Here is a 24,304-nt window from a genome sequence, read left to right as displayed (position 1 = left end):
AACAGATGAACAAATCAGAATTTTGGAGGATTTGGAGGGGATTTTGGCAATTAGCAGACCCTAAGATATGGGTAGCTTCTACGGTTCCTATGTTTGTTGCAGCATCTTATGCTTATAGAAAAACGGGTAAATTTGATTTTTTATGGTTTTTTATATCTGTAATAGGTATTTACCTTATTGAAATCGGAAAAAATGCTGTTAATGAATTTATTGATTATAAATCGGGAGTAGATACATTTGTGACTCCTGATAAAAGGACTCCTTTTAGTGGGGGAAAAAAGACAATTGTTGAGGGTAAACTTACAGTTAAAGAGACAATAATCATCGCAGTTTTAACTATGCTTGGTGCTTGCTTAATAGGTTTAATTATTGTGATTTTTCGAGAACCTTTAGTATTAATAATTGGCTTATTAGGAATTTTAATATCAATTTTTTATAGTTTACCTCCTTTTAAATTTAGTTATATAGGTCTTGGAGAAATAGCAGTTGGAGTAACTTTTGGACCTTTAATTATGACAGGTATGTACTTGGTTTTAACTCATCACATAAGTCGAGATATTTTATTACTTTCATTACCGATAGGATTTTTAATAACTAATGTCCTCTGGATAAATCAGTATCCTGATTATGAGGCAGACCTTAAGGGTCATAAATATAATTTATTGGTACGAATTGGAAAAGAGAAAGGTGTAATTGTATATGCAGCGCTTTATGGGGCAGCATACTTGTCTTTTATTGTAATAGCTATTGTTACTAAAAATATTCTATGGTTATTATCTTTTGTAACGCTACCTTTAGCAGTACAATCTGTAAAAATTGCTCGCAAGTATTATGACAATATACCTAGATTAATAAAAGCGAATGCTAATACTGTGAAGATATATCAAATAACAGGATTTTCAATGATTATAGCTGCGCTCTTAAAATTGTAATATATAAAATTAAAAAGGAGAATTTAAAAGTTTTACCAAAATGAACATAAGTTTTTTGTTTGCAATTGATATTATTTTAACGGGATGTTATAATATTCGTAGGCTATAAAATTTATATGTAAGGAGAGGTGTAAATTTTATGAAAAGAATTTTGACTGTTGCGCTAGTAGGATTGTTGGTATTGTTTGTTATGAGCGGCTGTTCTTCAAAAACAGCAAGTGGTGGTTACAAAGATGGTACTTACACAGCAGAACAACCCGATTTTGACGAACATGGTTGGAAAGGACAAATAGAAGTAACTGTAAAGGATGGCAAGATAGCCTCTGTAACTTATAATGAAGTTAACAAAGATGGTCAATTAAAGAGAGATGATCAACAATATGCTGAAAATATGAAGGCAAAGGTTAATATCACGCCTAAAGAGGCATATGAAAAGTTGGAACAGCAACTAGTAGAAAAGCAAGACCCTACTAAAGTAGATACAGTTACAGGAGCTACACACACATCACAAACTTTCAAAGAGTTAGCTACAGAGGCTTTGAAAAACGCAAAATAATTTAATGGAGAAATAGAAAAGAGTTAGAAAAGGTATAAGTTAGAGAGTAAAAATAAGGGCTTTTCGCCCTTATTTTTACTCAGATTTCCATAAACCGTGCAAATTGCAATAGGACCATGCTTTTAAGTCTTTTGCATCTGTCACAAAAACTGCTTCTGGCTTTTCACCTGGTTTTAGCACTTTTCTCATGTATGTGCCACCAGCTAAGAGAGAAATCCATTCAATCCAGTGTTTTTCTTCCATTGGGTGTGGTACACTTCCTACCTTAACCGTTACGAGATTCCCATTTCTTTCAATTACCGGTGTGTGCTTTTCTGTACCTGCATCTCCTGTTTTTTCTTGCATTTTAACCATTGGTTCACCACAACACACTAAGGTACCAGCTCCTTCATGAAGCACTTCTACAATATTTCCACACTTTTCGCATTTGTAAACACCATATAAGTCAGCCATTTTGATTCCTCCTTTAAATTATGTAAAACTGTGCAATTAGAATTAATTTGCTTTAGATAATATATTTCAATGGAAATATATTATCCTTTATATTTATAATACATTAAAATTTTTTGGATTTCAAGAGGGAAAAGAAATTTTTTAGTAAATAGCAATATCGGAAAAATAAAGAATGTATTTTGTATGATAATATAAGGTACTTACAAAATCTCTTAACATGGTGAAAAAGGCGACTATAGTAGAACTATAACTGTTGAAAGCCAAATACACAAAAGTAATGTTTTTACTGTAAGTTTGCCTATTAAATATCGATAAATTGTTGACAATCTAGCGTTTATGTATTATTGATTATAATGATGATTTATATAAAAAAAGTGGAGGCAATTTTTATGAAATATAGAATTGAGCATGATTTGTTAGGGCAAAAAGAGGTTCCAGTTGATGCTTATTATGGCATACATACATTAAGAGCTTATGAAAATTTTAATATATCAGGGCAAAAGATTCATAGAGAACTTATTATATCGCTTGCGATGGTTAAAAAAGCTGCAGCAATTGCAAATATGAAAGCTGGTTTGCTTGATGAAAGAAGAGCGAAGGCAATAATTTTAGCTTGTGATGAGATAATATCAGGTAAATACCATGATCAATTTATTGTTGATGCCCTCCAGGGAGGTGCAGGTACTTCTTCTAATATGAATGCTAACGAAGTTATTGCAAATAGGGCAATAGAATTACTGGGGGGTAGTAAAGGGGACTATTCTATTGTACATCCACTGGAACATGTAAACTTGAGTCAATCTACAAATGATGTTTTCCCGACAGCGGTGAGGATTGCAGCAATACGTCTTTTAAAGCCCTTGAGTGAAGATCTAGCTGAGCTTCAAAGTGTGCTTCAAGAAAAAGAAGAAGAGTTTTCTGATGTATGTAAAATGGGACGAACCGAGTTACAGGATGCTCTTCCTGTTATGCTTGGGCAGGAATTCGGTGCATATGCACAAGCAGTTGCAAGGGACAGATGGAGGATATATAAAGTTGAAGAAAGGTTGAGACAGGTAAACATTGGCGGTACTGCTGTTGGGACAGGAGTAAATGCCGAGCTAAAGTATATATTCTCAGTTATAGAAATATTAAGAGAAATAACAGGACTAGGACTTGCAAGAGCGGAATATATGTTGGACCCTACCCAGAACAATGATGTTTTTGTTGAGGTATCTGGGCTTTTAAAAGCGGCAGCCACAAACCTTATAAAAATATCAAATGATATAAGACTTATGTCGTCTGGACCTAAATGTGGACTCATGGAGATTAATATACCAGAAGTACAGGCAGGTTCATCGATTATGCCTGGTAAGGTTAATCCTGTTATACCTGAGGCTGTAAAGCAAGCAGCGTTTCAAGTTATAGCATGTGACCATGCAATAACTTTATGTGTCCAAGCAGGTGAATTTGAGCTTAATTTCACATTGCCTCAAATTGCATATAATCTTTTTATGCAGATAGATCTATTAAGAAACGCTATAAGAATATTTATAGATAAATGCATTAAGGGAATAACTGCGAATAAAGATTACTTAAAAGAAACTATTGAAAAAAGCTATTCATATGCAACTGTGCTAGTTCCTTACCTTGGGTATGAAAAGGCAACAGAAATTGCAAAAATGGCTAAAGAAAAAGGAAAAACCATAAGGGAAGTTGTGTTAGAGGCTGGACTCTTTACAGAGGAGCAACTTAATATAATATTTAACCCTTATGAAATGACAAAGCCAGGAATACCAGGAAAAAGGAAATTGAAAGGAGAAAAACGATTATGAACACGACACCTGTTTCTTCCAGGCTTCACATAGCTATTTTTGGCAGGAGAAATGCAGGAAAATCAAGCCTTATAAATGCTCTTACAAACCAGGAAGTAGCCCTTGTATCTGATGTTGCAGGTACTACTACTGATCCTGTGTCGAAAGCAATGGAAATACTTCCAATAGGACCAGTTGTAATCATCGATACTGCTGGACTTGATGATACGGGAGAGTTAGGGGAACTTAGAGTAAAAAAAACCTATGAAGTTTTAAACAGAACAGATCTTGCAATTCTTGTCATAGATGGCACTATAGGGCTTTCAGAGTTCGAAGAAAATGTTTTGAAAGTCATTAGAGATAAAAATATTCCAGTTGTAGGGGTAATAAATAAAAAAGATTTGTCACAATATTCTGAGGAAGATAAGAGAAAATGGGAAGAAAGATTAAAACTAGAGCTTATTGAAGTTTCTGCTTTAAAAAAACATGGAATTGAAGCCCTAAAAATGATGTTAATAAAAAAAGCACCATATGACGACAGGGAACTTTCGATTGTGGGTGATCTCATAAAACCTGGAGACTTTGTAGTTCTTGTTATTCCTATAGATAAAGCTGCTCCAAAAGGAAGACTTATACTTCCCCAACAACAAACAATAAGAGATATTCTTGACAATGATGCGATGGCCATTGTCACAAAAGAGCATGAGTTAAAAGAAACACTTCAAAATCTAGGGAAAAAGCCATCATTAGTTATTACAGATTCTCAGGCTTTTTTGAAAGTTAGCGCTGATACGCCTAAAGATATACCGCTTACATCTTTTTCTATTCTTTTTGCACGATATAAAGGTGATTTGGAGGAACTTGTAAGAGGTGTAAAAGCAATAAAAAAACTAAAACCTGGTGATAAAGTCCTCATTGCTGAAGGATGTACACATCACAGGCAGCCTGATGATATAGGAAAAGTAAAAATACCCAGATGGATTCGCCAGATTGTTGGAGGAGACATACAATTTGAGTGGTCAAGTGGTATAACTTTTCCAGACAATCTCGAAGAATATAGCTTGATTGTACATTGTGGAGCATGTATGTTGAACAGAAGGGAAATGATGTACAGAATTTCATATGCAAAAAGCAAAAACATTCCAATAGTAAACTATGGGATATTAATGGCTTATGTTCAAGGTTTAATGCCAAGAGCTATAGAAATGTTTCCGCTGGCAAAAATGGTTTATGAGGAAGAATAGAATAGGACGATTACACCTTCGTTGTCTCGTAAACTTTTTTATATTGAAACAATAAGACATAAAGGGTATACGATAGTGTGATTATTCCACTTACTATAAAAGTTATATGAGAGCCAAATTTTTGCGATAGTGTGCCAGCATATAGTGAGCCTATAGGAGTTACTCCACCAAAAACCAAAGAATAAACACTCATCACTCTCCCCCTGAATTCATCTGCTGTATTAATTTGTATTGTGGTGTTGGCAGAAGAGTTGAAGGTTATCATAAACCAGCCTGATAAAGCTAAAAGTAAAGCTGTTAATAAATAACTACTTTGTATACCTATAAGTATTTGAAAAATACTAAGTCCAATGCTACCGCCAAACAGATAGACAGGCTTTACTCCTCTTCTACTTACCGAAGCTAGCGTCAATGCTCCTATCAGCGCTCCTGTTCCCATTGCTGACATTAGTAAGCCATAATCTGTCGCTTTTCTGTGAAGAACATCTTTAGTAAAAACAGGTACTAATACGTTAAAGTTCAGAGAGAAAATGCTTAAAATAGCAATCATGAGTATTGTAGTGAGTATAACAGGGGTATTTTTAATGTATTTCAATCCGTCCCTTAAGTCATCAAAGATTTTTGCTTTGCCGTCATTAGCTTTTGGTGTTATACCTTCTACTGTAATTAATATAAGTCCTATTATCACAGCAATAAAGCTTGCAGAATTCAAGTAAAAACAGACGGCATATCCCAATTTGCCAATTAATATTCCTGCAATTCCTGGACCTATTATCCTTGCTGCATTAAACACTGCTGAGTTTAAAGCAATGGCATTCATCAAGTCTTTTTTTCCGACTAGGTCAATTATGAAGGATTGTCTTGCTGGCATGTCTATCGTGCTTAAAAAACCATTAAACAAAGCCAAAGCCAATATTTCCCAATAATTTATTATTTTTAGAGCAGTCAACGTTGCGAGGATAAAGGCGGAAATTGCAAAACTTGTTTGTGTAAATAAAATCAATTTTCTTTTTGGAAATCTATCTATTACAACGCCTGCAAATAAAGAAAAAAGCATCACAGGCAAAAACTGAACAGCACTTACAAGGCCCAATAAAAAGGAAGAATTTGTCAATTCGAGAACTAGCCAACCCTGGCCTATATTTTGCATCCACGTGCCTATAAGGGAAATCATCTGTCCAAACCAGAACAATCTGAAATTTTTGTGTTTAAGGGAAGGAAACGAACATCCTAATTTTTCTACTATGTTCATTGCTATTTCTCCTTATGCCAAATTTTCATACAATAGTTCTATCGATTGATTAAAATATTTTTTGGCTTCTTCAGTATTATTTAGAGCAATATACAGATTTCCCAATCCTTTATAGGCTTCGGACAAGTCTTTCTTGAGGCCAAGGTTTTTGAGTATTTCCACAGATTTTAAAAGTTCTTTTTCACTTAATTCAAATTGACCCTGCTTTAAGTGTAAGTTTCCAAGGATTGTATGAATTCTTCCTATTTCTTCTTGTTCGTTTATCTCTTTTACAATTTCTAATGATTCATTTAAATACTCAAGTGCTTTTTGGTAATCTTCTTTTAAATAATAAATTCTTCCTATTTCTGTTAAATTATATGCCATTCCTTTTTTGTCATCTAAATCTTTGTATAATGAATAACTTTTAAGAAAATATTTCTCTGCAATGTCATATTTTTTTAAATCTGTATATACAAATCCTAAGTAATTATATTCATTAGCAATATCTTCTTTTAAGTTTAATGTTTTGCTTATCAAAATGGCACGCCTTATGTACTTTAAAGCATCTTTGTATTGTTTAAGTTCATAATTTACAAGTCCAAGCCCATTGTTGGAAAGAGCAATAAAGTCTACTGCTTTGATTTGTGTAGAATACTCAAGACATTTTATATAATAATCTCTTGCTTTAATAAATTCTCCCATTTTGCTATATAAACTTGCTATACTGAAAAGTATGCGGGATTTCAATTCAGTGTTTCTCAAAGAATATTTTTCGAACCCATCTAAAGCTCTTAAATAATTTTCCAGGGAAGATTGGAATTTTTGTAAATTGCCTAAAGACAAGCCTTTCATGTAGTGAATTTCTACCATAGTTTCATTGAAGGAATTTTTCTCAAAATAAGAAGATATTTTATCTAAAATTTCAAGAACCTTTTGGTAATCTTTAATAACTAAATAAGATTTAGCTAGATAAAATTTTATCAAATTTGATGAATATTCATCTATTGCATTGTTTAAAATATCGAGGTATAATTTAATAGCTTCTTCATAATTTTTGCTATCAAATGCCCTTTGTGCATTTAAAAATTTTTCGAGTATGTTTTTATATTTGGAAAGTTCCTTTTTTAATTCTTCTTTTTCTACATAGTCTTCATCTAAAAAGTATACAACCGGCTTATTTAATTTTTGGGCGATAAAGTTTAAAGCTTTTAAGGAAGGACTTATTTTACCTTTTTCTATAAGGCTTATATAGCCTTTGGAAAATTCGTCTCCTGATAAATCTCCTTGTTTTAAGAATTGTCTTTTTCTTTCTTCTCTAATTCTTCTACCTAATTCTGCCATATCCATGTACTACCACTCCTTAATGTGCGTACTAAAATATATTATAATTTAATTTAGCAAATTTTTCAACGGGCAAGTATAAGATAAATTTAATTATATAAAAACCAAAATACGTGATATAATATTATTTGTACATTTTGACTTTGAGGTGGTTATTGTGAATAAACTATATATAATAGGGCTAGGGCCTGGGTCGCCAGATTCTATTACACTGGGGACAATAGAGAAAATGAAAAATGCTGATAAAGTTTTTTTACGGACAGAAAAACACCCAATAATTCCTTTTCTTAAAGCGCAGGGAATTGTTTTCGACACCTTTGACAAAATATACGAAAAAAGTACTACTTTTGAAGAAGTTTATGAAAATATTGCTCGGGAAATAATAGATGTAGCAAAAAAATATCGAAAGGTTGTATACGCTGTTCCAGGGCATCCTTATGTAGCAGAAAAATCTGTGGAATATATACTAAACTTTTATAACAGTTATACCGATATATCAATAGAAGTTATTCCAGCTATTTCTTTTATTGATGCTATTATAAGTGAATTAAAGATTGACCCTATATATGGCCTAAAAATAATTGATGGTTTGTCTTTGGAGGTGCAAAAGCCTGATAAAAGATGTGCTAATATTGTTGTTCAAGTGTATGATAGATTCGTGGCTTCACAAGTGAAGTTAAAACTGGCAGAAGTTTATGGGGACAGTTATCCTGTAACTGTTATAAAAAATGCGGGAATTCCAGGGGAACAGGTAATAGAGACGATGCCACTTTATATGATTGATAGACTTGATTGGATTGATTATCTTACTTCTTTGTACATACCTCCTGTGCAAACACTTTTTCAAGAAAAGTATGATATATATGACCTTTTAGAGATAATGCGGATTTTAAGAAGTGAAAAAGGATGTCCATGGGATAAAGAGCAGACACATCAAAGCCTTGAAAAATATTTGGTGGAAGAGAGTTATGAGTTAATTGATGCGATTGAAAAAGAGTCTGAGGATAAAATGGCAGAAGAATTAGGAGATGTGCTTTTACAAGTTGTTTTCCATTCACAAATTGCGAAGGAGAGGGGAACATTCAACTTTGACGATGTAGTAGATGGCATATGCAAAAAGATGATTTGGAGGCATCCTCATGTTTTTGGGACAGAAGAATTGAAAACTTCTAAAGCAGTATTAGAAAAATGGGATGAGTTGAAAAAAGAGGAGAAGAATTTAAATTCTTATACGGAAGTTTTAAAAGATGTGCCAAGGTATATGCCTGCTCTTATGCGAAGCTTTAAGATTCAAGAAAAAGCTGCAAAGGTGGGCTTTGATTGGGAAAGGGTTGAGGATGCACTTTCTAAAATTTATGAGGAATTAGAAGAATTAAAGGAGGTGTATAAAGGGAAAGATAAAGAAAAGATTATTGAGGAAGTTGGAGATTTAATTTTTGCAGTTGTAAATGTAGCTAGATTTTTAGATGTAGAACCAGAAAGTGCAACTCACAACACCGTAGAAAAATTTATAAATCGATTTGAGTACATTGAAAAAACTGCAGCAATCAAAGGGAAAAAATTGAGTGAAATGACATTAAGTGACATGGACAAGCTGTGGAATGAAGCGAAGATGAATAATTTTAATAAAAAAAATGAAAAATAAGCGTAAATTAGCAGGATTTTTCGATTTTATGAAGAATAAAAATAAGAGTAAAATATTTTTAAACTAAGGAGGTATTGTTGTGAATAAGGCAGATCTTGTTGCGAAAATTGCAGAAAAAAGTGAATTAACAAAAAAGGATGCTGAAAAGGCATTAAATGCTTTCATTGAAGCAGTAGAAGAAGCATTGAAAAATGGTGACAAAGTTCAATTAGTAGGATTTGGCACATTTGAAGTAAGAGAAAGAGCTGAAAGAAAAGGAAGAAATCCTCAGACAAGAGAAGAAATAACGATTCCTGCTTCAAAAGCTCCTATCTTTAAAGCAGGAAAAGCGTTAAAGGATTTAGTGAATTCTTAAGAAAATCAGGTCTTTATGACCTGATTTTCTTACTTTTAAATGGGGGTAAAAAGCACATGAGAGTTGATAAGTTTTTGAAAGTTTCAAGGCTTATCAAAAGGCGTACGATTGCAAAAGAGGCCTGTGACAAAGGATTAGTTTTTATAAATGGCAAGCAAGCAAAAGCTAGTGACGAAGTAAAAGAACATGATATAATAGAGGTAAACTTTGGAAATAAAATTGTCAAAATAGAGGTTATAGACGTAAAGGAACATGCTTTAAAAGACGAGGCATACAAAATGTATAAATTGATAGAAGAATGAATGATTTGTGAAAATCCCTCAAATACTATAAACAAAAGTATAGGAGGGATTTTAATTGTATAGGAACATACTGAAATTAATTGCGGTGTTGGTAGCTTTGTTATTTGCCATGACTGCTTGCAGACCGCCTACAAAAAAACCAGAACCTGTCAGAACACCTCGAATGGAACTACCTAAAATACCCGCAAAAATCAGTAGGGGTGAAAATAAAGAACCCGTTCTTAAAGTTTATGTTGTACAAACAGGTAAAATTGAAAATATGCCTTTAGAGAAGTATGTTGAAGGTACAGTAGCAGGAGAAATAAAAAATTATTGGCCAATTGAAACTTTAAAAGCTCAGGCGATTTTAGCGAGAACATATGTTTTAAATTTTGTAAGTACTAAAAAGTCTAAATATCCAGGAGCCGATATATCAACCGATTTTGAGGAGGCTCAGGCTTGGAATCCTTCAAATGTAAATTCAAAAATAAAAGAAGCGGTAAAAGATACTCGAGGTATAGTTGTTGCCTATGACGGGAAGTTTATAAATGCATGGTTTCACTCTCATGCAGCAGGACAAACTGCTTTAGCTAAAGAAGGCCTTAATTACAAAGAGCCAGAACCTCCTTATATTGTGAGTGTAAAGTCAAATGAAAGTCCTAGTGCGCCGGCTAATGTAAAGCATTGGACAGCTACTTTTACCAAAAGTGAAGTGATTAATGCATTGAAGAAAATGGGGCTTAATATAAACGATTTTAAAACTGTGAAAATAGGTGCAAAAGGGGCTTCAGGAAGAACTGTAACTTTTCTTTTTGACAAAACGCCTGTTAATGCTCCTGATTTTAGAATGGCAATTGGAAGTGAAAGGTTAAAGTCCACTATGATAGATGAAGTTTCTTACGATGGAAGTAAATTGGTGATAAAAGGAAGAGGGTTTGGGCATGGCGTAGGAATGTCTCAATGGGGAGCATATCAGATGGCTAAAGAGGGGAAAAGGGCAAAAGATATACTAAATTATTATTTTAAAGGCATAAATATAGTAAAAATTTGGGATTAAAATCCTCCGGAAGGAGGATTTTTTTGTTCTAAAAAAAGTACAAGATTCATAGATAAATAATAGTCTATTAAAAAGAGGGGAGGTTTAAAGAGGTTTAAAATGGAAGATAAAAGGAACTTTTCAAGAACAGGAAAACCTCATAATATTACAATTGAAAATAGAGAAAGAATCAGTATTTCTGGGGTAACAAATGTTGTAAGCTTTGACGAAGAAACAGTAATATTAGAAACGGATTTAGGAGTTTTGACGATAAGAGGTCAAGGGCTTCACATTAATAAATTGAACCTTGATGATGGACAAGTGTCAATTGATGGTGAAGTAGTAAATCTAAATTACAGTGACAAAAGTGGTCTTATAGGAAAATCAGGGGGGTTCATAGGTAGAATGTTTCGATAAGTCGCATGTTGCGGCTTATTTTGTTTTATGTACTCGATTTTAAAAAATTTAATTGTTATAATAAATTTGAATATTTTTGTGCAGAGGAGGTAGAAAGGTTGGAACAAATGAGTGATAGGGGAAAAAATTGGTTTAGAAACATGACTACAAAAGAAAAAGTAGAATATATATGGGATTATTATAAAGTTCATATTATCGTAAGTATATTAGTGATCTATTTGTTAGTTTCTTTTACAAGTAGTATTATTAATAGAAAGGATTACGTATTAAATATCGCTTTAATTGGCAAATATGTTGATTTTAATGGACAAAGTGAATTTTCTAAAAAAGTCACTAAAGAATTAATTGGCGATCCTTCTGGGAAAAAACAAACTTCTGTTGATTTTTATAGGCTTGTAAAAGGTCCAAATGGTAATCTTACTCTTGACCCTGCCTCAACTCAAAAATTAATGGCCAGAATAGGGGCTCAAGATATAGACGTCATTGTTTTAGATAAAAATAATTTTGATATATTGGCAAGACAAGGAGCTTTTTTGCGATTAGATAAGGTAAAAGAGTTAAATTTAACAGAGCTAAATGTAGTAAAAATAGAAGAAGATTCTGCTGAGGTAAAACCAGGTGTTTACGGTATATACGTTGGAAGGGGTAATAAATATTTAGAAGACCTGGAATATGACTATAGTGATAAAATTATTGCAATTATGTCGAATGGACAACACAAAGATTTAGCTATAAAATTTGTAAAATGGCTTTTGGATATAAAATAAAAGGTGGTGAGACGAATTGAAGAAGGTTTTTTTAATAGACTTTGATGGTACTGTTACCAAAGTTGATACTGTTGATTTAATGGTTAAAGAGTTTGCAAAAGATGGATGGCAGTATTATGAAAAGTTATGGGAAAAGGGGGAAATGTCTACTGAAGAATGTGCAATTGAGACATTAAAACTTATGGAAGTAGATGAGAAAAAGCTTTTAGATTTGCTTTACACAGTTGAAATAGATGATTATTTTATGGAGTTTTTAAATTTTTGCAGAGAAAAAGATTATGAAGTTGTAATAGTAAGCGATGGGTATGATTTTAATATAAAAACTATTATGAATAAATATGGTTTTGATGTAAAATTTTATAGTAACAAACTTTGGTTTGAGGATGGAAAAATAAAAGTGGATTTTCCACATAAAAGCAAGGATTGTGATAAATGTGGCATGTGTAAACTGGAAGTATTGAATAAATACAAAATTAGGGGATATTATGTAGTTTATGTAGGTGATGGATATTCAGACCTTTGCGTCTCTCAACATGCGGATAAAGTCTTTGCAAAGGGAGTTTTAGAAAAATACTGTAAAGAAAATGAGATTCCATGTACTTCTTTTAGAAATTTTGGCGATATTATAGAAAAGTTAAAGCGATAAACTTCAGTGGGTGTTTATCGCTTTAACAAGGGGTGGCAATACTTGTTTTTTTCTAGAGATGACATAAGGCAAATAAAAGCTGTTGTTTTTTATTTCAACGTTAAAAGCCCTTTGTAACAGCTCTTTGTTGTTTCCCACAAAAAGTATTTCGGAACCTTCATTTATTATGTCTGTCAACATAAGCAATAAAATATCGTAGTCTTTGTCTTTTTTCACTTTTTCCATAAAGTTTATAAGCTGTTGTTTTAATTCTCCCGCATCTGTAAGAGTGTTTACCTGACCTATGCCGATTTTATAATTATTTATTGTAAATTCTTTAAAATCTGTATAAAATATTTCTTCAACAGTTTTCCCTTCTAAAGAGGTACCTGCTTTGAACATTTCAGGTCCAAACTCATTTATGTCTATGTTGGCAATTTCTGCAAGTTTCTTAGCTGCTCTTACGTCTTCTGGTGTGCACGTAGGGGATTTAAATACAAGAGTATCTGATAAAATAGCAGCGCACATTATTCCCGCTATTTTTGGTTCTGGAATTAGCCCTTTTTCTTCAAAAAGTCGATTTATAATTGTAGCGGTAGAGCCTACAGGATGGTTTCTAAATAGTATTGGCTGCTCTGTTTCTATCGTCCCAATTCGGTGATGGTCAATTATTTCTAATATTCTTGCTTGTTCTATTCCTTCAACTGCTTGTGAGAATTCATTGTGGTCAACCATTATGACATTTTTTCTTTCATAGTCCAAAATATGTCGTCTTGCAAGCAACCCTACAACTTTTCCTTCTTCGTCGACAATTGGAAAGTTGCGGTATCTATATTTTAACATTACTTCTTTTACATCATCAATATAATCGCTAATTCTAAAAGTCACTAGATCTTCCTTTTTTATTACATATGATAATGGTATACTTTGGTTTAATAGTTTAACAGTGTCAAACGTATCTGGTACCACTTTTATAATAGTTACTTTGTATTGTTTAGCTAGTTCAAGAATTTTTTCTGAGACTTTGTTATTGCCAGTAATTATGAGAGCTTTTATTCCTTGTAAAATCGCAGCTTGTTGTATGTCGTCTCTGTCTCCAACGATTAAGATGTCTCCTTTCTTTATTCTTTTTAACACATTTTCTTTAGACATTGCAGCTACTAAAATGTCGCCTTCAAGATAATCTACATATCTTAAAGTTTCTTCTCCTTTCAAAGTAGCTAGTATATTGTCAATAGGGATTTTATACTTAGATAATTCATGAGAAGAAGAAAGATATGCTTTTGCTAAATCTCCTACTGTTGCAATTCCCATTAATTTGTTTTCCTCATCTACTACTACTATTGTTCTAATGTTTTTTTCCATCATAGTGTTCCATGCTTCAAACATGGAAGTGTTTTCTTTAAAAACGAGAGGTTTATCAAATTTAATGTCTTGTACTTGGGTATATACATTTTCAATAAAAATAGGTTCTTCTACTCCAAAATAGTCTAGCACAAATTTTGTCTCTCGGTTTATAGGACCTAATCTAACAGGTATAGCATTTATACCTTCAGACATACGCTTTAGATATGCATAAGCAATAGCCGAGCAGATAGAATCTGTATCTGGATTTTTATGTCCTGAAACATATACTGTTGTCATGATGCATCGCCCCTATTTTAGTTTCATTCTTGCTGCAGTAGATAAATATAATATAACAAGAAAAGGAGGGTATGTAAATGGTAATAACCATACAAAGTCAAATTTATGCATTTTTAGTAACAGTATATGGTGGTTTTGTACTGGGATTTATATACGATATTTTTAAAGTGACAAGGCAAGTTTTTAGGCTTAGAAAAACTTTTTCTAATATTGCCGATATTATATTTTGGCTTTTTGGGACAATTACTATGCTTTATTTTATGTATATAAGCAATTATGTTGAAATCCGGTTTTATAGTTTTTTGGGATTTGCAATTGGAATCATTCTTTATTATGTGTTGTTAAGTTATTTCATTACCCAAGCTTTAATTGGAGTTTTTGAATTTACAATAAAATTTTTAAGAAAGATGGCAGAAATTATTATATACCCTATTAGAATAGTAGTCAATTTTATTATTGTTCCTTATAGGTTTACAAAAAAAATTTTAACTTTGCCTGTCGCTTTTCTAAAAAATAATTTAACCCATTTTAAGATTTTCAAGAGAAAAAAATAAAGGATTTTTTAAAGAAATGTCGAATAAAAATTAATAGAAATTAATATGTATTGTGAAAGCAGGTGTTATGAGTGAAAAAACTAAAGAAGATGTTGTTTTTTGCCTTTATTGCATATATTGGATTTACCTTTTTTCAGCAGCAAGTTGTATTAGAGAAACTTGATAGTAGGTATAGGAATTTGAAAAATAAAGAAGCTGCTGTAATAAAAGAGAATAAGTATTTAAATGAATTACTTCATCAAATAAACAGTGAAAGTTTTATTGAGAATGAGGCAAGACAAAAATTGGGGTTGGTTAAAAAAGGAGAAATAATTTATGTAGATGTTTCGAAAACTAAGTTTCAAGAGACAAAAAAGTAATTTCAGAAAATTTATCTTGAAATGTTTTGTATCTTAATATATAATAAACTCATTAATAAAATTTTTAAAGGGAGGATCTTTGTTTATATGCCATTTGAGGTTGGAGATGTTGTTGAGGGCACCGTGTTAAACATTACAGACTTTGGAGCATTTATTCAGCTACCGGAAGGGAAAACTGGGTTGGTGCATATTTCGGAAGTTGCTAATACCTATGTAAAAGATATTAGGGAGCATTTGAAGGAGCATGATAAAGTAAAAGTAAAAATATTGTCCATGGATTCTAGTGGAAGAATAAGTTTGTCAATCAAAAAAGCTTTGCCTAAAAATAATAAAGAAAGAGAGCCAAAGGATTTTGTATGGCAGAGCAATAGGAATTATAATACTAATAGTTCCTTTGAAGAGAAATTGCTTAAGTTTTTGAAAGATTCAGATGAGAGACAGCAACAGCTGCGAAAGAATTTTGATTCCAAGAGAAGAAACACAGGCTATAGAAAAAGCAATGGATATTAACTTCGGGTTATGCCCGAAGATTTTTCATAAAAAGAACAAGAAATTTTACAGGTTTTTACCTGTGATAGTTGGGGGTTATTATGAGAATTTGTGCGATTGATATAGGGACAAATTCGGTACGCCAACTTATATGTGACATAGATAATGGAAATATAAACAAGATACAAAAAGATGTTGAAATAACTCGACTAGGGGAAGGAATTTCCAAAACGGGGAAGTTAAATAGTAATGCTATACAGAGAAGCATTGAAGTAATTGAACACTTTGTAAAATTGGCCCAAGATAAAGGTGCAGAAACTATATATGCTTTTGCAACATCTGCGATGAGGGATGCTAAAAATAAAGACGCTTTTTTTGAGCAAATTGGAAAACTTGGGTTAGAGGTAGAAATCATAGATGGAGAAACAGAGAGCTTGTTTGGATATATGGGAGCAGTGATGGGAATTAATAAGAAAAATGCACTGGTGTTAGATATAGGAGGAGGAAGTACTGAATTAGCGTACAAAGGTAATGAATTTAAAAAGGAAAGCTTCGATCTTGGAGCTGTGAGGCTTACTGAAAAATTTATTAAAAATGACCCTCCTACAGCTGAGGAATATGATGAAATCAGGTTGCATATAATAGATACAATGGTAAATTCCATTAATAAATACAAAGAAGCTGAAAATATCATTGGAATAGGAGGAACTATAACAACACTTGCTGCAGTTTCACAGCAGTTGGAAATTTATTCTCATGAAAAAGTTCATGGATATCTGCTAAGAAAAGAAGAAATTAAAAAGATTTTAGATAAATTTATGTCTGTTACATTGACAGAACGGAAAAAAATTCTTGGATTGCAGCCCCAAAGAGCTGATATAATAATTGCTGGAACTGCTATATTGTTGACCATATTAGAAATGCTGTGTTTTAAAGAAATAACCGTTAGTGAGTGGGATAACCTGGAAGGAGCAGTGTTGTGTAAATTTGGAAGATTTAAGTTATAAAAAGGGACTTTTCATTTGGAGTTGCAGAAATGGGTAAAAAAACTATTGACTTAGAGATATAGATATAATATAATAATACTGTCTCAAGGAGATAATGCCGGAGTGGCGGAACTGGCAGACGCACAGGACTTAAAATCCTGCGGGCCCTAAAAGCCCGTACCGGTTCAAGTCCGGTCTCCGGCACCAATGTCGCGGGGTGGAGCAGTCCGGTAGCTCGTCGGGCTCATAACCCGGAGGTCGTAGGTTCAAATCCTACCCCCGCAACCAAAAATATGGCGGCGTAGCTCAGTTGGCCAGAGCATGCGGTTCATACCCGCAGTGTCGGTGGTTCGAATCCACTCGCCGCTACCATCCATGCGCAAACTGTATCGTCTATCGAAAGCCTGAAATGGGCTTCAATTCTATCACGGTAGACGATTATTTTATTGATATATGTTGGTAAAATTTGTTTAATTTTGTGAGGGTCACCCGCTTCCAACACTTCTTTGTCTTTTAAAAGGTACTGTCTTATTTTTTCTTCTGTTATAAAAGAAGTGTCGGGTAAGCTGTCCAGTATACTTCTCATTTTTCAAAATTTCATGAATGCTGTTTTTGCTGAATGGATTCCCCTTCTTAGTTCTGTAACCTCTTAAATTTAATTCATCAATTATTTGCCTATATCCATACCCCTGTGCATATAATTCAAAAATCAGTCTTACTGATTCAGCTTCTTTTTCATTTATTACATATTTTCCGTCTACAATGTCGTATCCAAGAGGTGGTATGCCTCCGTTAAATTTGGCCTAAAAAGCATTCAAGTGAGCTGGCCTTTATCATCTGCAGGAATGCCGGCCTATCAGCAGTTGTAGCGCTTTTTGCTTCATCAGTATATGTTTTTAACTAGCTGTATATTATTCTTTTCGCAGTACTCTTTTATAGCTCTTAATTGAGCTTCAATACTCTCTTCTCGCTGATTATCGCTGGAGTACCTTGCGTATACAACAGCTCTTACTTCTGCTTTAGCCATGAGAAATCCCCTCCCGAAATTTATTCAGCTTTTGTAAGATATTCTAGTATTTCCTCTGATATTTCATCTGCTTTATTTTCCAGCTCTAAATTTCCAAAACCTCATTGGCAGCGAAGAGTATCTGACAAGAGTGTTTGAAGTTGGCAAAACAGTGGAATACAGAATTGTTTACACAGATGCAGAGGGAAACAAAATAGATTGGTCTGATGTGGTTGAAGCAGTAGGAGCAGGTCTCTACTCTTGTTAAAAATAGCGAAATAAGTGTTGACCCTGCTGGTGAAGGTTTTACTGAAGCCAAGATTTTGAGCTTACCCTTTCCTATGAGTGTTCCTCTTTCGCCCTTTGAAAAGAGAATAATACAACTTCACCCTTCAAAGGGTGCTGAATGGCTTAGAGAAAGAGACTTTCTTGAAGAAATTACAGCTGTTTGTCTGTTTTAAATTTTTTCTCTGGAGATAAATATTAATTTCAAGGACCTCGACGGAATTGAAATATCCACCCGTTTTTATGCGGATTTTCTCGATCAGGCTGTTGACACTTTCTACAACATTAGTGGTATAAATATGTTTTCTTAAATGTTCAGAATATTTAGTAAAGGCTAAATAATACTCTGCTTTTCCATAAGGAGATTCATATAACGACTGTATTTTTCTTTGAATATATTACAAAGATTTTGAAATTTAAAAGCAGTCTCATCAAATGAAGAAGAGAGCTTTATTTTGTTGAGTTCTTTGTTAAATTCTGCAGCATCGGCTTTGGTCATGGATTTACGAATATTTCTTTGAAGATGGACAAAACAGAGCTGGTGGTCAGCATAAGGATATACAGCCTTGACTGTTTCAATTATACCTGGGAAATCATGAGGTGGGTTTCCTTAGCAGTTACAGAATTTTATAAAAAATACTATCAAATGATTGCAAAATTATTTAGAGTGTGATAAAATACTGAATGAAAGGAGTATATACTATGGCCCAAATTGAGGAAATTAAAAAATTCCTCAATGATGTTAAAGAATTGATAAAAGCAGGTGCTTTTGTTTTTGTTCCTCGTAAGAAAAATATGGATTCAATTAAAGAAGCTGGCCTAACAGTTAAGCATGTTAAAGAGATTATTTTAGACTTAACTTACAAAAATTATTATAGAAGGTCCCAATGAGGATTTAGGAAGCAACAGGGAAGGCTTTGTATGGGAGTTTGGGTATGATATTGAAGGAACAGACTTTTACATAAATCTTAAAATTGAGCGAAGAGGAGAAAAAGAATGCTTGGTGTGTCTTTCTTTCCACAAAGCAGAACAGCCGTTAGTTTATCCGTATAAGTGAGGAGGTGGAAAATGTGAAGAAATTTTGTCCTGTCTGCGGCACAGAGCGGGAAACAAAGGTAATTGAAAAAGAAGAAATATCAACTGTTAGAGGAGATGAAATAAAGGCATTGGCAAAGATAAGGGTGTGCAGTGTTTGTGGTGAGGAGCTGTTTGATGAGGAGCTGGAAGAAGAGAATATACAGAGGGTCTATGATATATATCGAAAAAAGCATGGTATACTCTCACCTGAGGAGATAAAAAGCATTAGAGAAAGTTATGGGTTAAGCCAGCGTGCTTTTGCCAAGCTTTTAGGTATAGGTGAAGCTTCTATTGCGAGGTATGAAACTGGAGCTTTACCTGAAAAATCTTTGAGCAACATGATAATGCTTTTAAAGGATCCTAAAAATATGGAGAAGCTTCTTGAAAAAAATGAGGATGTTTTAAGCCAGAGAGAAAAAGCAAGACTTCTGCGGAGATTAGAAGAGATGAACGAAAGAATAAAAGCGATAATGATTCCGGAAGAGCTTTATAAATTATTAGAAGAAAGGGCTAAAATAGAAGGGAAAAATGCTGATAAATTTGTTGAAGATGTATTAAAAAGAATTGTTATATAAAACAAAAATATATGGATATTTTGTAACAATTTAGTATTAACAGGATTCCGTGGCAAGAGACAAAATATAGAGATATATTACTTCAGTACTTCTATAACAGATGGGAAGGATTAAAAGACCCTGCATATAATAAGTATTTGATTGACCCTAGATGGAATGGTTATACAGTAGGTTGTATATACTGGTGGGATGGCGTAGATGTATGGATAGGTAAGGACGATATTACTGTAAGATATGAACTTAAAGAATATAATAAAAAACTGCCCACAAAAGTTATATCAGATAATGGTGTTGCAATGATACCGCTTCGAGGCGTCATGGAAGAATTAGGAGCAGCTGTTGATTACAATGCTAAAACTCAGCAGATAACCATAAAAGATAAAGGTAAAACTGTGGTGCTGAAAATAGGTTCTGATACGGCACTGGTAGACGGCAGAGCAGTTAAAATGCCAAGAAAAGTATATGTGAAAAATGGATACACAATGCTGCCTTTAAGATGTGTTGCTGAAAATTTAGACCATGCAGTAGAATTTAGATCCACCATCACTTAAAATTGGAACAACAGGAGATGTAAATGCTACTATAGATGCGACATCTTCTATGTCAAGCGGAACAGGTCCTTATTCAGCAAGATTCTGGCTTCAGGTAAACGGAACAGATTTATTAGGTTCTGATGGTACAGCAGTAAGAGATTTAAATTCTCTTTCGCAGGCGAAATATACAAAGTTAATAGCTAATGCAAAACCTGGAGATAAAGTGTGGGCGAAAGTACGTGTTTATGACCAAAGTATAAACAAAACTTCAGAAGCAGAGATTGCGAAAGTAATTGGACAGTATGAGGATGTACCTACTCCGGAGCCGACACCACCTCCTGCACCAGAGCCTGTACCTCCTGTTGCAGTGATAAATGCTCCTTCAGAAGTGATTCAGGGTGATGATGTGTATATAAGCTCTGGGAGCTATGACCCTGATGGAACTATTGTCAACTACAGCTGGAGCATTATTCCTTCAAGCGGCGTAGTAGGTACTCTTTCAGGTGAAAGCGGTACAGTATCTTTTGACAAAGTAGGAACATACACAGTAAGGCTAACGGTAACAGATAATGATGGGTTAACAGATACGGCACAAAAAACTATAGAAGTAAAACCTGCAGTACCTAAAGCATTTTTTGACTACACGGGTGCTCTTAAAGAAAATAGAAAAGTAGTTTTAGATGCGTCAGGCAGCTATACATCACCGAAGTATCCAATGGTATGGGATGCAACAGAGTGGGAGATAACACCTGCAAGCAGCGGCTTGACACAGAATGACATAAAGATAGTACCTTCTACAGATATGAAAACAAGAACGGTTCTTTTTAAGAAAGCAGGAGACTATAGAGTAAGAGTAAGGGTAAAAAATAGTGCAGGAAATTATTCTGACTGGTATGAAAGGACTTTTGACTGTTGTAGAAGATTTACCTCCTGTTGCAGATTTCTTTGTAATGACCACTGCTTTGAGGGACCCTTCAAACGGCAATATGGCCAAAATAGATCTTATAGATGCTTCCTATTCTCCAGATGGTGATAAAATAGTGCAGAGAATATGGAAATATAAGTATGACAGCAACAACAACGGCAGTTTTGATGATGAGCAGTGGATAACTTTGGACAGTGGCAATAATACTCACCCAGTACTGTATGCAAAAGATGTAGGAAAGTATTTATTTGAACTTTCAGTTAAAGAAGATTTTGGAGAAGAAACCATACCTGAGTTTATATCTCCGTCAGATTATAAAACCAGCGATACTTCAAATAAGCCAATGAAGGATAAAATATGTGAAGTGATAAACTTACAGCCTGTTGTGGATTTTGAAATGTATGAAAAGAAAAAAGCAGAGTTAGTTATAAGGGTTGGTAAACTGAACAATTATGATGCAAGGGTAAAACAACTGGAGGATGGAATAAATAATTTGCTGATACCTCTTTTAAACAGCAAAAACATTGATGCAAAAGTGATAGACAGTGACTTTGGGACAGGAACTTGTGGAGGAAATACGAGTATACTAGTTTTTAATGACCTATCTTTCTTGGATTACAACGATAATAATGCAAAAACAAAGTTTGCAAATGCAATAAATCAATTATCTTCAAAATTAGTAATTGCAGGGCAGACAACATTTCCTGCATCACAAGCAGATGGGCTTATAAGCTTAATCACTAATGGTGGATTTAAAGTTATTGATAACAGTATAAGCAACCAACTGACTGCTATTGCAGAGTATATTGCAAAAGACTTAGAAAACCAGCAAAGGATAATTGAAAAATATGTTGTACTGGGCGAATCAATTGAGATAAAAACTTACTACAACGACCCAGAAAACGACCCGAAGTATGAGGAGAGATGGATGTACCTTCACGACCCAAACTACTTTGAAAACAGCTTAGGTCTTGCGAGCTTTAACGGACAGTACCTGAGTTCTCCTGTAACTGTCTTTGATAAGGTTGGAAAATATGAAGTGGAATATCAGGCAAGAGATAATCCTAAAGATGATGATAGATTTGATAATTATAGGTTGTGGAGCTATAAGCCTTTAAGCACCATGTACATCTATGTTCACAGAAGGCCTATTGCCCAGTTCGCTGTAACAATGACCCCAAGCGGCTCAAACTACATTATCTCAATTACAGACCAAAGCTATGACCTAGACCATATGTCACTGCCTAACAAAGGTATACAGGCATGGGAGTGGAAGTGGAAAGAAGTAAATGAAATAGCATGGCATAATGGAAAAATGTCAGGGACATTCCCTGTAGGAAAAACTTATTTAATATATCTTAGAGTCCAGGATTTAGAAGGAGCATGGAGTGAGCCAAAAGTACAGACAATAACGACGCAGAATATAAATTTACCGCCTGTTGCACAGTTTACTGTAAATCCTGTTGTTCAGGTTGTAAACAAGACAATCACAATAGTTGATCAAAGCTATGACCCTAATGGAGATGCCATTGCAGAACGGCAGTGGAGAGTGCAGAAGCCGGATGGGACATGGATAAACTACGGCAGCACTGTACCTAACAATATACCTTCGTTAGGAAAGTTTTGGGGCTGATAATAGCTTTGTTGTTTTGCAAACCCTGGTAAACATACTTGTAAATTAGAGTAGGAAATGTTAAAATAATTCAAAATGGGATAGCAAAAAAGGAAGGAGAATATAGTGATTATAGTTACTGGTGGAACAGGTCATATTGGAAATGTTTTAGTGAAGAGATTGTTAGGAAGGGGTTATAAGGTAAAAATAATAGTACCTCCAGGTGAAAATTTAACCTCTATATTTGGCTTGGATGTTGAAATTGAATTTACAGATGTTCGAAATAAAACTTACCTAGTTGATTGTTTCAAAGGGGCCGAGGTTGTATTTCACCTTGCAAGCCTTATTTCAATTTTTACAAAAGATAAAAGAGTGTATGACGTAAATGTGTGTGGAACAGAAAATGTAATAGAAGCGTGCATAAAAAATAATATAAAGAAACTTGTTTATGTTAGTTCGGTCCATGCATTAAAAGAAGAACCTAAAGGAAAAGTAATTAAGGAAAACAAAGATTTTAATCCGGCTTACGTAAAAGGTGATTACGCAAAATCAAAAGCAATTGCTACAGCAAAAGTTTTAGAATCACAAAAATTAGGTATCGAACCTATTGTTGTTCACCCTTCAGGAGTTATTGGACCTTATGATTATAAAATTTCTTTTATGAATCAGGTTATAATTAATTATTTAATGGGAAAATATAAGTTTTTAATAGAAGGTGCCTATAATTTTGTTGATGTAAGAGATGTAGCAGAAGGTATAATACTGGCATGGGAGAAAGGGAAAGCAGGCGAAAATTATATTCTTTCGGGAGAAGTAATTACTATAGAAAAGCTGTTTTCTTATCTTGAAGAAATAACAGGAATAAAAAAACCTCCTATTATTAATAGATATATTGGTGAGTTTTTTTCATACTTTGCTGACATTTACTATAAAATAACAAAAGGAAAACCTACATGTACCTCTTATGCTATTTATAGTTTAAATAGTAATTCAAATTTCACTTATGGAAAAGCTAAAAAAGAATTAGGATATAATCCGAGACCTATAAAGGAAACAATATATGATACAGTGCTTTGGCTTAAAGAAAGAAGTTTAATTTAGTCGTTGAGTGGGCTAGCAAATATCAACGTGAATTGCTAGAAATGTGGGAAACGCAAGTGTTTCGAAAATTACCCGGATTGGAGTGATGAAAAATGTATAAAGTTGTAAGCGTAAAAGCAACAGATGATTATAAGCTGATAGTTACTTTTGATAATGGAACTGTAAAAGAATATGATATGAAGCCAAAACTTAATGAGTGGCCATTTGAGTTATTGAAAAACAAAGCCTTTTTTAAAGCGGTAAAAGTTGATGCTGGGGGATATGGTGTGAGTTGGAATAGTGAACTAGATTTGAGTGAATATGAGCTTTGGAAAAATGGTAAAGAAATTAAACTAGTTTAAATTTGTTTAAAGGAAAGAGAAGAATAAAAATATTGACAGTATTTTTGACATCACATCTCTAGTTGTAGGATTGTTCATTGTAGTTAATACACCCAAAGCCATAACAATTAAAGTAGAAATTGCAAATTTTAAAATAGA

General features: G+C 33.6%; 25 protein-coding genes, 3 tRNA genes and 3 pseudogenes. 25 read left to right on the top strand and 6 right to left on the bottom strand.

Annotated features, from left to right (window positions below):
- Positions 1-5: 5 nt before the first annotated feature.
- Positions 6-932: a prenyltransferase gene (locus tag TMATH_RS10360; RefSeq protein WP_013150897.1), complete on the top strand. Its 927-nt coding sequence runs from the start codon at positions 6-8 to the stop codon at positions 930-932.
- 139 nt (positions 933-1,071) lie between these two features.
- A complete protein-coding gene (locus TMATH_RS10355; RefSeq protein ID WP_013150896.1) occupies positions 1,072-1,488 on the top strand; it encodes an FMN-binding protein in 417 nt (138 codons plus the stop codon).
- 75 nt (positions 1,489-1,563) lie between these two features.
- On the opposite strand, the gene TMATH_RS10350 is transcribed toward TMATH_RS10355, so the two are convergent.
- Positions 1,564-1,941 (bottom strand): desulfoferrodoxin, encoded by a 378-nt coding sequence (locus TMATH_RS10350; RefSeq protein WP_013150895.1) that lies wholly within the window; start codon positions 1,939-1,941, stop codon positions 1,564-1,566.
- Between the two features lie 389 nt (positions 1,942-2,330).
- Between TMATH_RS10350 and TMATH_RS10345 the strand changes: the two genes are divergently transcribed.
- Together TMATH_RS10345 and hydF are read left to right on the top strand one after the other, a co-directional pair.
- Entirely contained in the window at positions 2,331-3,755 is a 1,425-nt protein-coding gene (locus TMATH_RS10345; RefSeq protein WP_013150894.1) for an aspartate ammonia-lyase, read from the top strand.
- Positions 3,752-4,978 (top strand): [FeFe] hydrogenase H-cluster maturation GTPase HydF, encoded by a 1,227-nt coding sequence (gene hydF / locus TMATH_RS10340; RefSeq protein WP_013150893.1) that lies wholly within the window; start codon positions 3,752-3,754, stop codon positions 4,976-4,978. The genes TMATH_RS10345 and hydF overlap by 4 nt, the downstream gene beginning before the upstream one ends.
- Before the next feature lie 10 nt (positions 4,979-4,988).
- Here the strand turns inward: hydF and TMATH_RS10335 are convergent, their stop codons facing one another.
- Both TMATH_RS10335 and TMATH_RS10330 read right to left on the bottom strand, forming a co-directional pair.
- Positions 4,989-6,230 carry an MFS transporter gene (locus TMATH_RS10335; protein ID WP_013150892.1) on the bottom strand — a complete coding sequence of 414 codons (1,242 nt, stop codon included), beginning with the start codon at positions 6,228-6,230 and terminating at the stop codon, positions 4,989-4,991.
- Between the two features lie 12 nt (positions 6,231-6,242).
- The gene (locus tag TMATH_RS10330; protein ID WP_013150891.1) at positions 6,243-7,559 is read right to left on the bottom strand and encodes a tetratricopeptide repeat protein; all 1,317 of its coding nucleotides are present in this window, start codon (positions 7,557-7,559) and stop codon (positions 6,243-6,245) included.
- A gap of 151 nt (positions 7,560-7,710) precedes the next feature.
- On the opposite strand from TMATH_RS10330, the gene yabN reads away from it, so the two are divergent.
- The 7 genes from yabN (at position 7,711) to TMATH_RS10295 (ending at position 12,700) form a co-directional block, all read left to right on the top strand.
- The gene (gene yabN / locus TMATH_RS10325) at positions 7,711-9,198 is read left to right on the top strand and encodes a bifunctional methyltransferase/pyrophosphohydrolase YabN (RefSeq protein ID WP_013150890.1); all 1,488 of its coding nucleotides are present in this window, start codon (positions 7,711-7,713) and stop codon (positions 9,196-9,198) included.
- Positions 9,199-9,277: 79 nt separating this feature from the next.
- Positions 9,278-9,553 (top strand): non-specific DNA-binding protein Hbs, encoded by a 276-nt coding sequence (locus TMATH_RS10320; protein ID WP_003869740.1) that lies wholly within the window; start codon positions 9,278-9,280, stop codon positions 9,551-9,553.
- Positions 9,554-9,609: 56 nt separating this feature from the next.
- Complete coding sequence (locus TMATH_RS10315; RefSeq protein WP_012996047.1) at positions 9,610-9,855, top strand: RNA-binding S4 domain-containing protein; 246 nt, start codon at positions 9,610-9,612, stop codon at positions 9,853-9,855.
- Positions 9,856-9,910: 55 nt separating this feature from the next.
- Positions 9,911-10,891, top strand: coding sequence for a SpoIID/LytB domain-containing protein (locus TMATH_RS10310; protein ID WP_012996046.1), 981 nt, complete (start codon positions 9,911-9,913; stop codon positions 10,889-10,891).
- 99 nt (positions 10,892-10,990) lie between these two features.
- A complete protein-coding gene (gene yabP / locus TMATH_RS10305; RefSeq protein WP_012996045.1) occupies positions 10,991-11,287 on the top strand; it encodes a sporulation protein YabP in 297 nt (98 codons plus the stop codon).
- A 107-nt stretch (positions 11,288-11,394) separates the two neighbouring features.
- Positions 11,395-12,054 carry an extracellular solute-binding protein gene (locus tag TMATH_RS10300; RefSeq protein WP_041591723.1) on the top strand — a complete coding sequence of 220 codons (660 nt, stop codon included), beginning with the start codon at positions 11,395-11,397 and terminating at the stop codon, positions 12,052-12,054.
- Between the two features lie 16 nt (positions 12,055-12,070).
- Positions 12,071-12,700, top strand: coding sequence for an MtnX-like HAD-IB family phosphatase (locus tag TMATH_RS10295; RefSeq protein WP_013150888.1), 630 nt, complete (start codon positions 12,071-12,073; stop codon positions 12,698-12,700).
- A gap of 3 nt (positions 12,701-12,703) precedes the next feature.
- On the opposite strand, the gene TMATH_RS10290 is transcribed toward TMATH_RS10295, so the two are convergent.
- A complete protein-coding gene (locus tag TMATH_RS10290) occupies positions 12,704-14,323 on the bottom strand; it encodes a putative manganese-dependent inorganic diphosphatase (protein ID WP_012996042.1) in 1,620 nt (539 codons plus the stop codon).
- Positions 14,324-14,400: 77 nt separating this feature from the next.
- Between TMATH_RS10290 and yabQ the strand changes: the two genes are divergently transcribed.
- The 7 genes from yabQ (at position 14,401) to TMATH_RS10255 (ending at position 17,083) form a co-directional block, all read left to right on the top strand.
- Entirely contained in the window at positions 14,401-14,877 is a 477-nt protein-coding gene (gene yabQ / locus TMATH_RS10285) for a spore cortex biosynthesis protein YabQ (RefSeq protein ID WP_012996041.1), read from the top strand.
- A gap of 71 nt (positions 14,878-14,948) precedes the next feature.
- Entirely contained in the window at positions 14,949-15,236 is a 288-nt protein-coding gene (locus tag TMATH_RS10280) for an FtsB family cell division protein (protein WP_012996040.1), read from the top strand.
- An 87-nt stretch (positions 15,237-15,323) separates the two neighbouring features.
- Positions 15,324-15,746: a S1 domain-containing RNA-binding protein gene (locus TMATH_RS10275; protein WP_012996039.1), complete on the top strand. Its 423-nt coding sequence runs from the start codon at positions 15,324-15,326 to the stop codon at positions 15,744-15,746.
- A gap of 80 nt (positions 15,747-15,826) precedes the next feature.
- A complete protein-coding gene (locus tag TMATH_RS10270) occupies positions 15,827-16,732 on the top strand; it encodes a Ppx/GppA phosphatase family protein (RefSeq protein WP_013150887.1) in 906 nt (301 codons plus the stop codon).
- Between the two features lie 96 nt (positions 16,733-16,828).
- Positions 16,829-16,918: transfer RNA gene (locus TMATH_RS10265), tRNA-Leu, on the top strand.
- 4 nt (positions 16,919-16,922) lie between these two features.
- Positions 16,923-16,999 (top strand) — tRNA-Met (locus TMATH_RS10260).
- A 7-nt stretch (positions 17,000-17,006) separates the two neighbouring features.
- A tRNA-Met gene (locus tag TMATH_RS10255) sits at positions 17,007-17,083 on the top strand.
- Positions 17,084-17,238: 155 nt separating this feature from the next.
- Here the strand turns inward: TMATH_RS10255 and TMATH_RS12515 are convergent.
- Positions 17,239-17,738: pseudogene (locus TMATH_RS12515) on the bottom strand (recombinase family protein); the annotation flags it as partial.
- A gap of 332 nt (positions 17,739-18,070) precedes the next feature.
- On the opposite strand from TMATH_RS12515, the pseudogene TMATH_RS12255 reads away from it, so the two are divergent.
- A pseudogene (locus tag TMATH_RS12255) lies at positions 18,071-18,166 on the top strand (HD-GYP domain-containing protein); the annotation flags it as partial.
- Here TMATH_RS12255 and TMATH_RS11750 read toward each other — a convergent pair.
- Positions 18,131-18,597 (bottom strand): annotated as a pseudogene (locus tag TMATH_RS11750) (transposase); the annotation flags it as partial. The pseudogenes TMATH_RS12255 and TMATH_RS11750 overlap by 36 nt on opposite strands.
- A 107-nt stretch (positions 18,598-18,704) precedes the next feature.
- On the opposite strand from TMATH_RS11750, the gene TMATH_RS12600 reads away from it, so the two are divergent.
- From TMATH_RS12600 to TMATH_RS10220, 6 genes are all read left to right on the top strand, one after another.
- Positions 18,705-18,893 carry a hypothetical protein gene (locus TMATH_RS12600; protein ID WP_232192568.1) on the top strand — a complete coding sequence of 63 codons (189 nt, stop codon included), beginning with the start codon at positions 18,705-18,707 and terminating at the stop codon, positions 18,891-18,893.
- 179 nt (positions 18,894-19,072) lie between these two features.
- Complete coding sequence (locus TMATH_RS10240) at positions 19,073-19,654, top strand: type II toxin-antitoxin system MqsA family antitoxin (protein ID WP_013150886.1); 582 nt, start codon at positions 19,073-19,075, stop codon at positions 19,652-19,654.
- A gap of 137 nt (positions 19,655-19,791) precedes the next feature.
- Positions 19,792-20,205 carry a stalk domain-containing protein gene (locus TMATH_RS10235; RefSeq protein ID WP_013150885.1) on the top strand — a complete coding sequence of 138 codons (414 nt, stop codon included), beginning with the start codon at positions 19,792-19,794 and terminating at the stop codon, positions 20,203-20,205.
- A gap of 49 nt (positions 20,206-20,254) precedes the next feature.
- Positions 20,255-21,220, top strand: coding sequence for a PKD domain-containing protein (locus TMATH_RS12245; protein WP_013150884.1), 966 nt, complete (start codon positions 20,255-20,257; stop codon positions 21,218-21,220).
- Between the two features lie 1,630 nt (positions 21,221-22,850).
- Positions 22,851-23,825, top strand: coding sequence for an NAD-dependent epimerase/dehydratase family protein (locus TMATH_RS10225; RefSeq protein ID WP_013150882.1), 975 nt, complete (start codon positions 22,851-22,853; stop codon positions 23,823-23,825).
- 92 nt (positions 23,826-23,917) lie between these two features.
- Positions 23,918-24,166, top strand: a complete 249-nt coding sequence (locus TMATH_RS10220; protein ID WP_013150881.1) for a DUF2442 domain-containing protein — start codon at positions 23,918-23,920, stop codon at positions 24,164-24,166.
- The last annotated feature ends 138 nt before the right edge of the window (positions 24,167-24,304 follow it).

The sequence above is a fragment of the Thermoanaerobacter mathranii subsp. mathranii str. A3 genome, from assembly GCF_000092965.1.
Taxonomy (GTDB): Bacteria; Bacillota; Thermoanaerobacteria; order Thermoanaerobacterales; family Thermoanaerobacteraceae; genus Thermoanaerobacter; species Thermoanaerobacter thermocopriae.
This window is presented reverse-complemented; position numbering and strand designations above follow the sequence as displayed.

Bases quoted from the DNA above. Each gene is read 5' to 3' on its own strand.
- yabQ (WP_012996041.1), top strand. From the start codon at position 14,401: ATGGTAATAACCATACAAAGTCAAATTTATGCATTTTTAGTAACAGTA.
- yabP (WP_012996045.1), top strand. From the start codon at position 10,991: ATGGAAGATAAAAGGAACTTTTCAAGAACAGGAAAACCTCATAATATT.
- TMATH_RS10345 (WP_013150894.1), top strand. From the start codon at position 2,331: ATGAAATATAGAATTGAGCATGATTTGTTAGGGCAAAAAGAGGTTCCA.
- TMATH_RS12600 (WP_232192568.1), top strand. From the start codon at position 18,705: ATGGCCCAAATTGAGGAAATTAAAAAATTCCTCAATGATGTTAAAGAA.
- TMATH_RS10330 (WP_013150891.1), bottom strand. From the start codon at position 7,559: ATGGATATGGCAGAATTAGGTAGAAGAATTAGAGAAGAAAGAAAAAGA.
- TMATH_RS10275 (WP_012996039.1), top strand. From the start codon at position 15,324: ATGCCATTTGAGGTTGGAGATGTTGTTGAGGGCACCGTGTTAAACATT.
- TMATH_RS10290 (WP_012996042.1), bottom strand. From the start codon at position 14,323: ATGACAACAGTATATGTTTCAGGACATAAAAATCCAGATACAGATTCT.
- TMATH_RS10335 (WP_013150892.1), bottom strand. From the start codon at position 6,230: ATGAACATAGTAGAAAAATTAGGATGTTCGTTTCCTTCCCTTAAACAC.
- TMATH_RS12245 (WP_013150884.1), top strand. From the start codon at position 20,255: ATGTCAAGCGGAACAGGTCCTTATTCAGCAAGATTCTGGCTTCAGGTA.
- TMATH_RS10360 (WP_013150897.1), top strand. From the start codon at position 6: ATGAACAAATCAGAATTTTGGAGGATTTGGAGGGGATTTTGGCAATTA.
- TMATH_RS10220 (WP_013150881.1), top strand. From the start codon at position 23,918: ATGTATAAAGTTGTAAGCGTAAAAGCAACAGATGATTATAAGCTGATA.
- TMATH_RS10350 (WP_013150895.1), bottom strand. From the start codon at position 1,941: ATGGCTGACTTATATGGTGTTTACAAATGCGAAAAGTGTGGAAATATT.
- hydF (WP_013150893.1), top strand. From the start codon at position 3,752: ATGAACACGACACCTGTTTCTTCCAGGCTTCACATAGCTATTTTTGGC.
- TMATH_RS10270 (WP_013150887.1), top strand. From the start codon at position 15,827: ATGAGAATTTGTGCGATTGATATAGGGACAAATTCGGTACGCCAACTT.
- TMATH_RS10315 (WP_012996047.1), top strand. From the start codon at position 9,610: ATGAGAGTTGATAAGTTTTTGAAAGTTTCAAGGCTTATCAAAAGGCGT.
- TMATH_RS10355 (WP_013150896.1), top strand. From the start codon at position 1,072: ATGAAAAGAATTTTGACTGTTGCGCTAGTAGGATTGTTGGTATTGTTT.
- TMATH_RS10300 (WP_041591723.1), top strand. From the start codon at position 11,395: ATGAGTGATAGGGGAAAAAATTGGTTTAGAAACATGACTACAAAAGAA.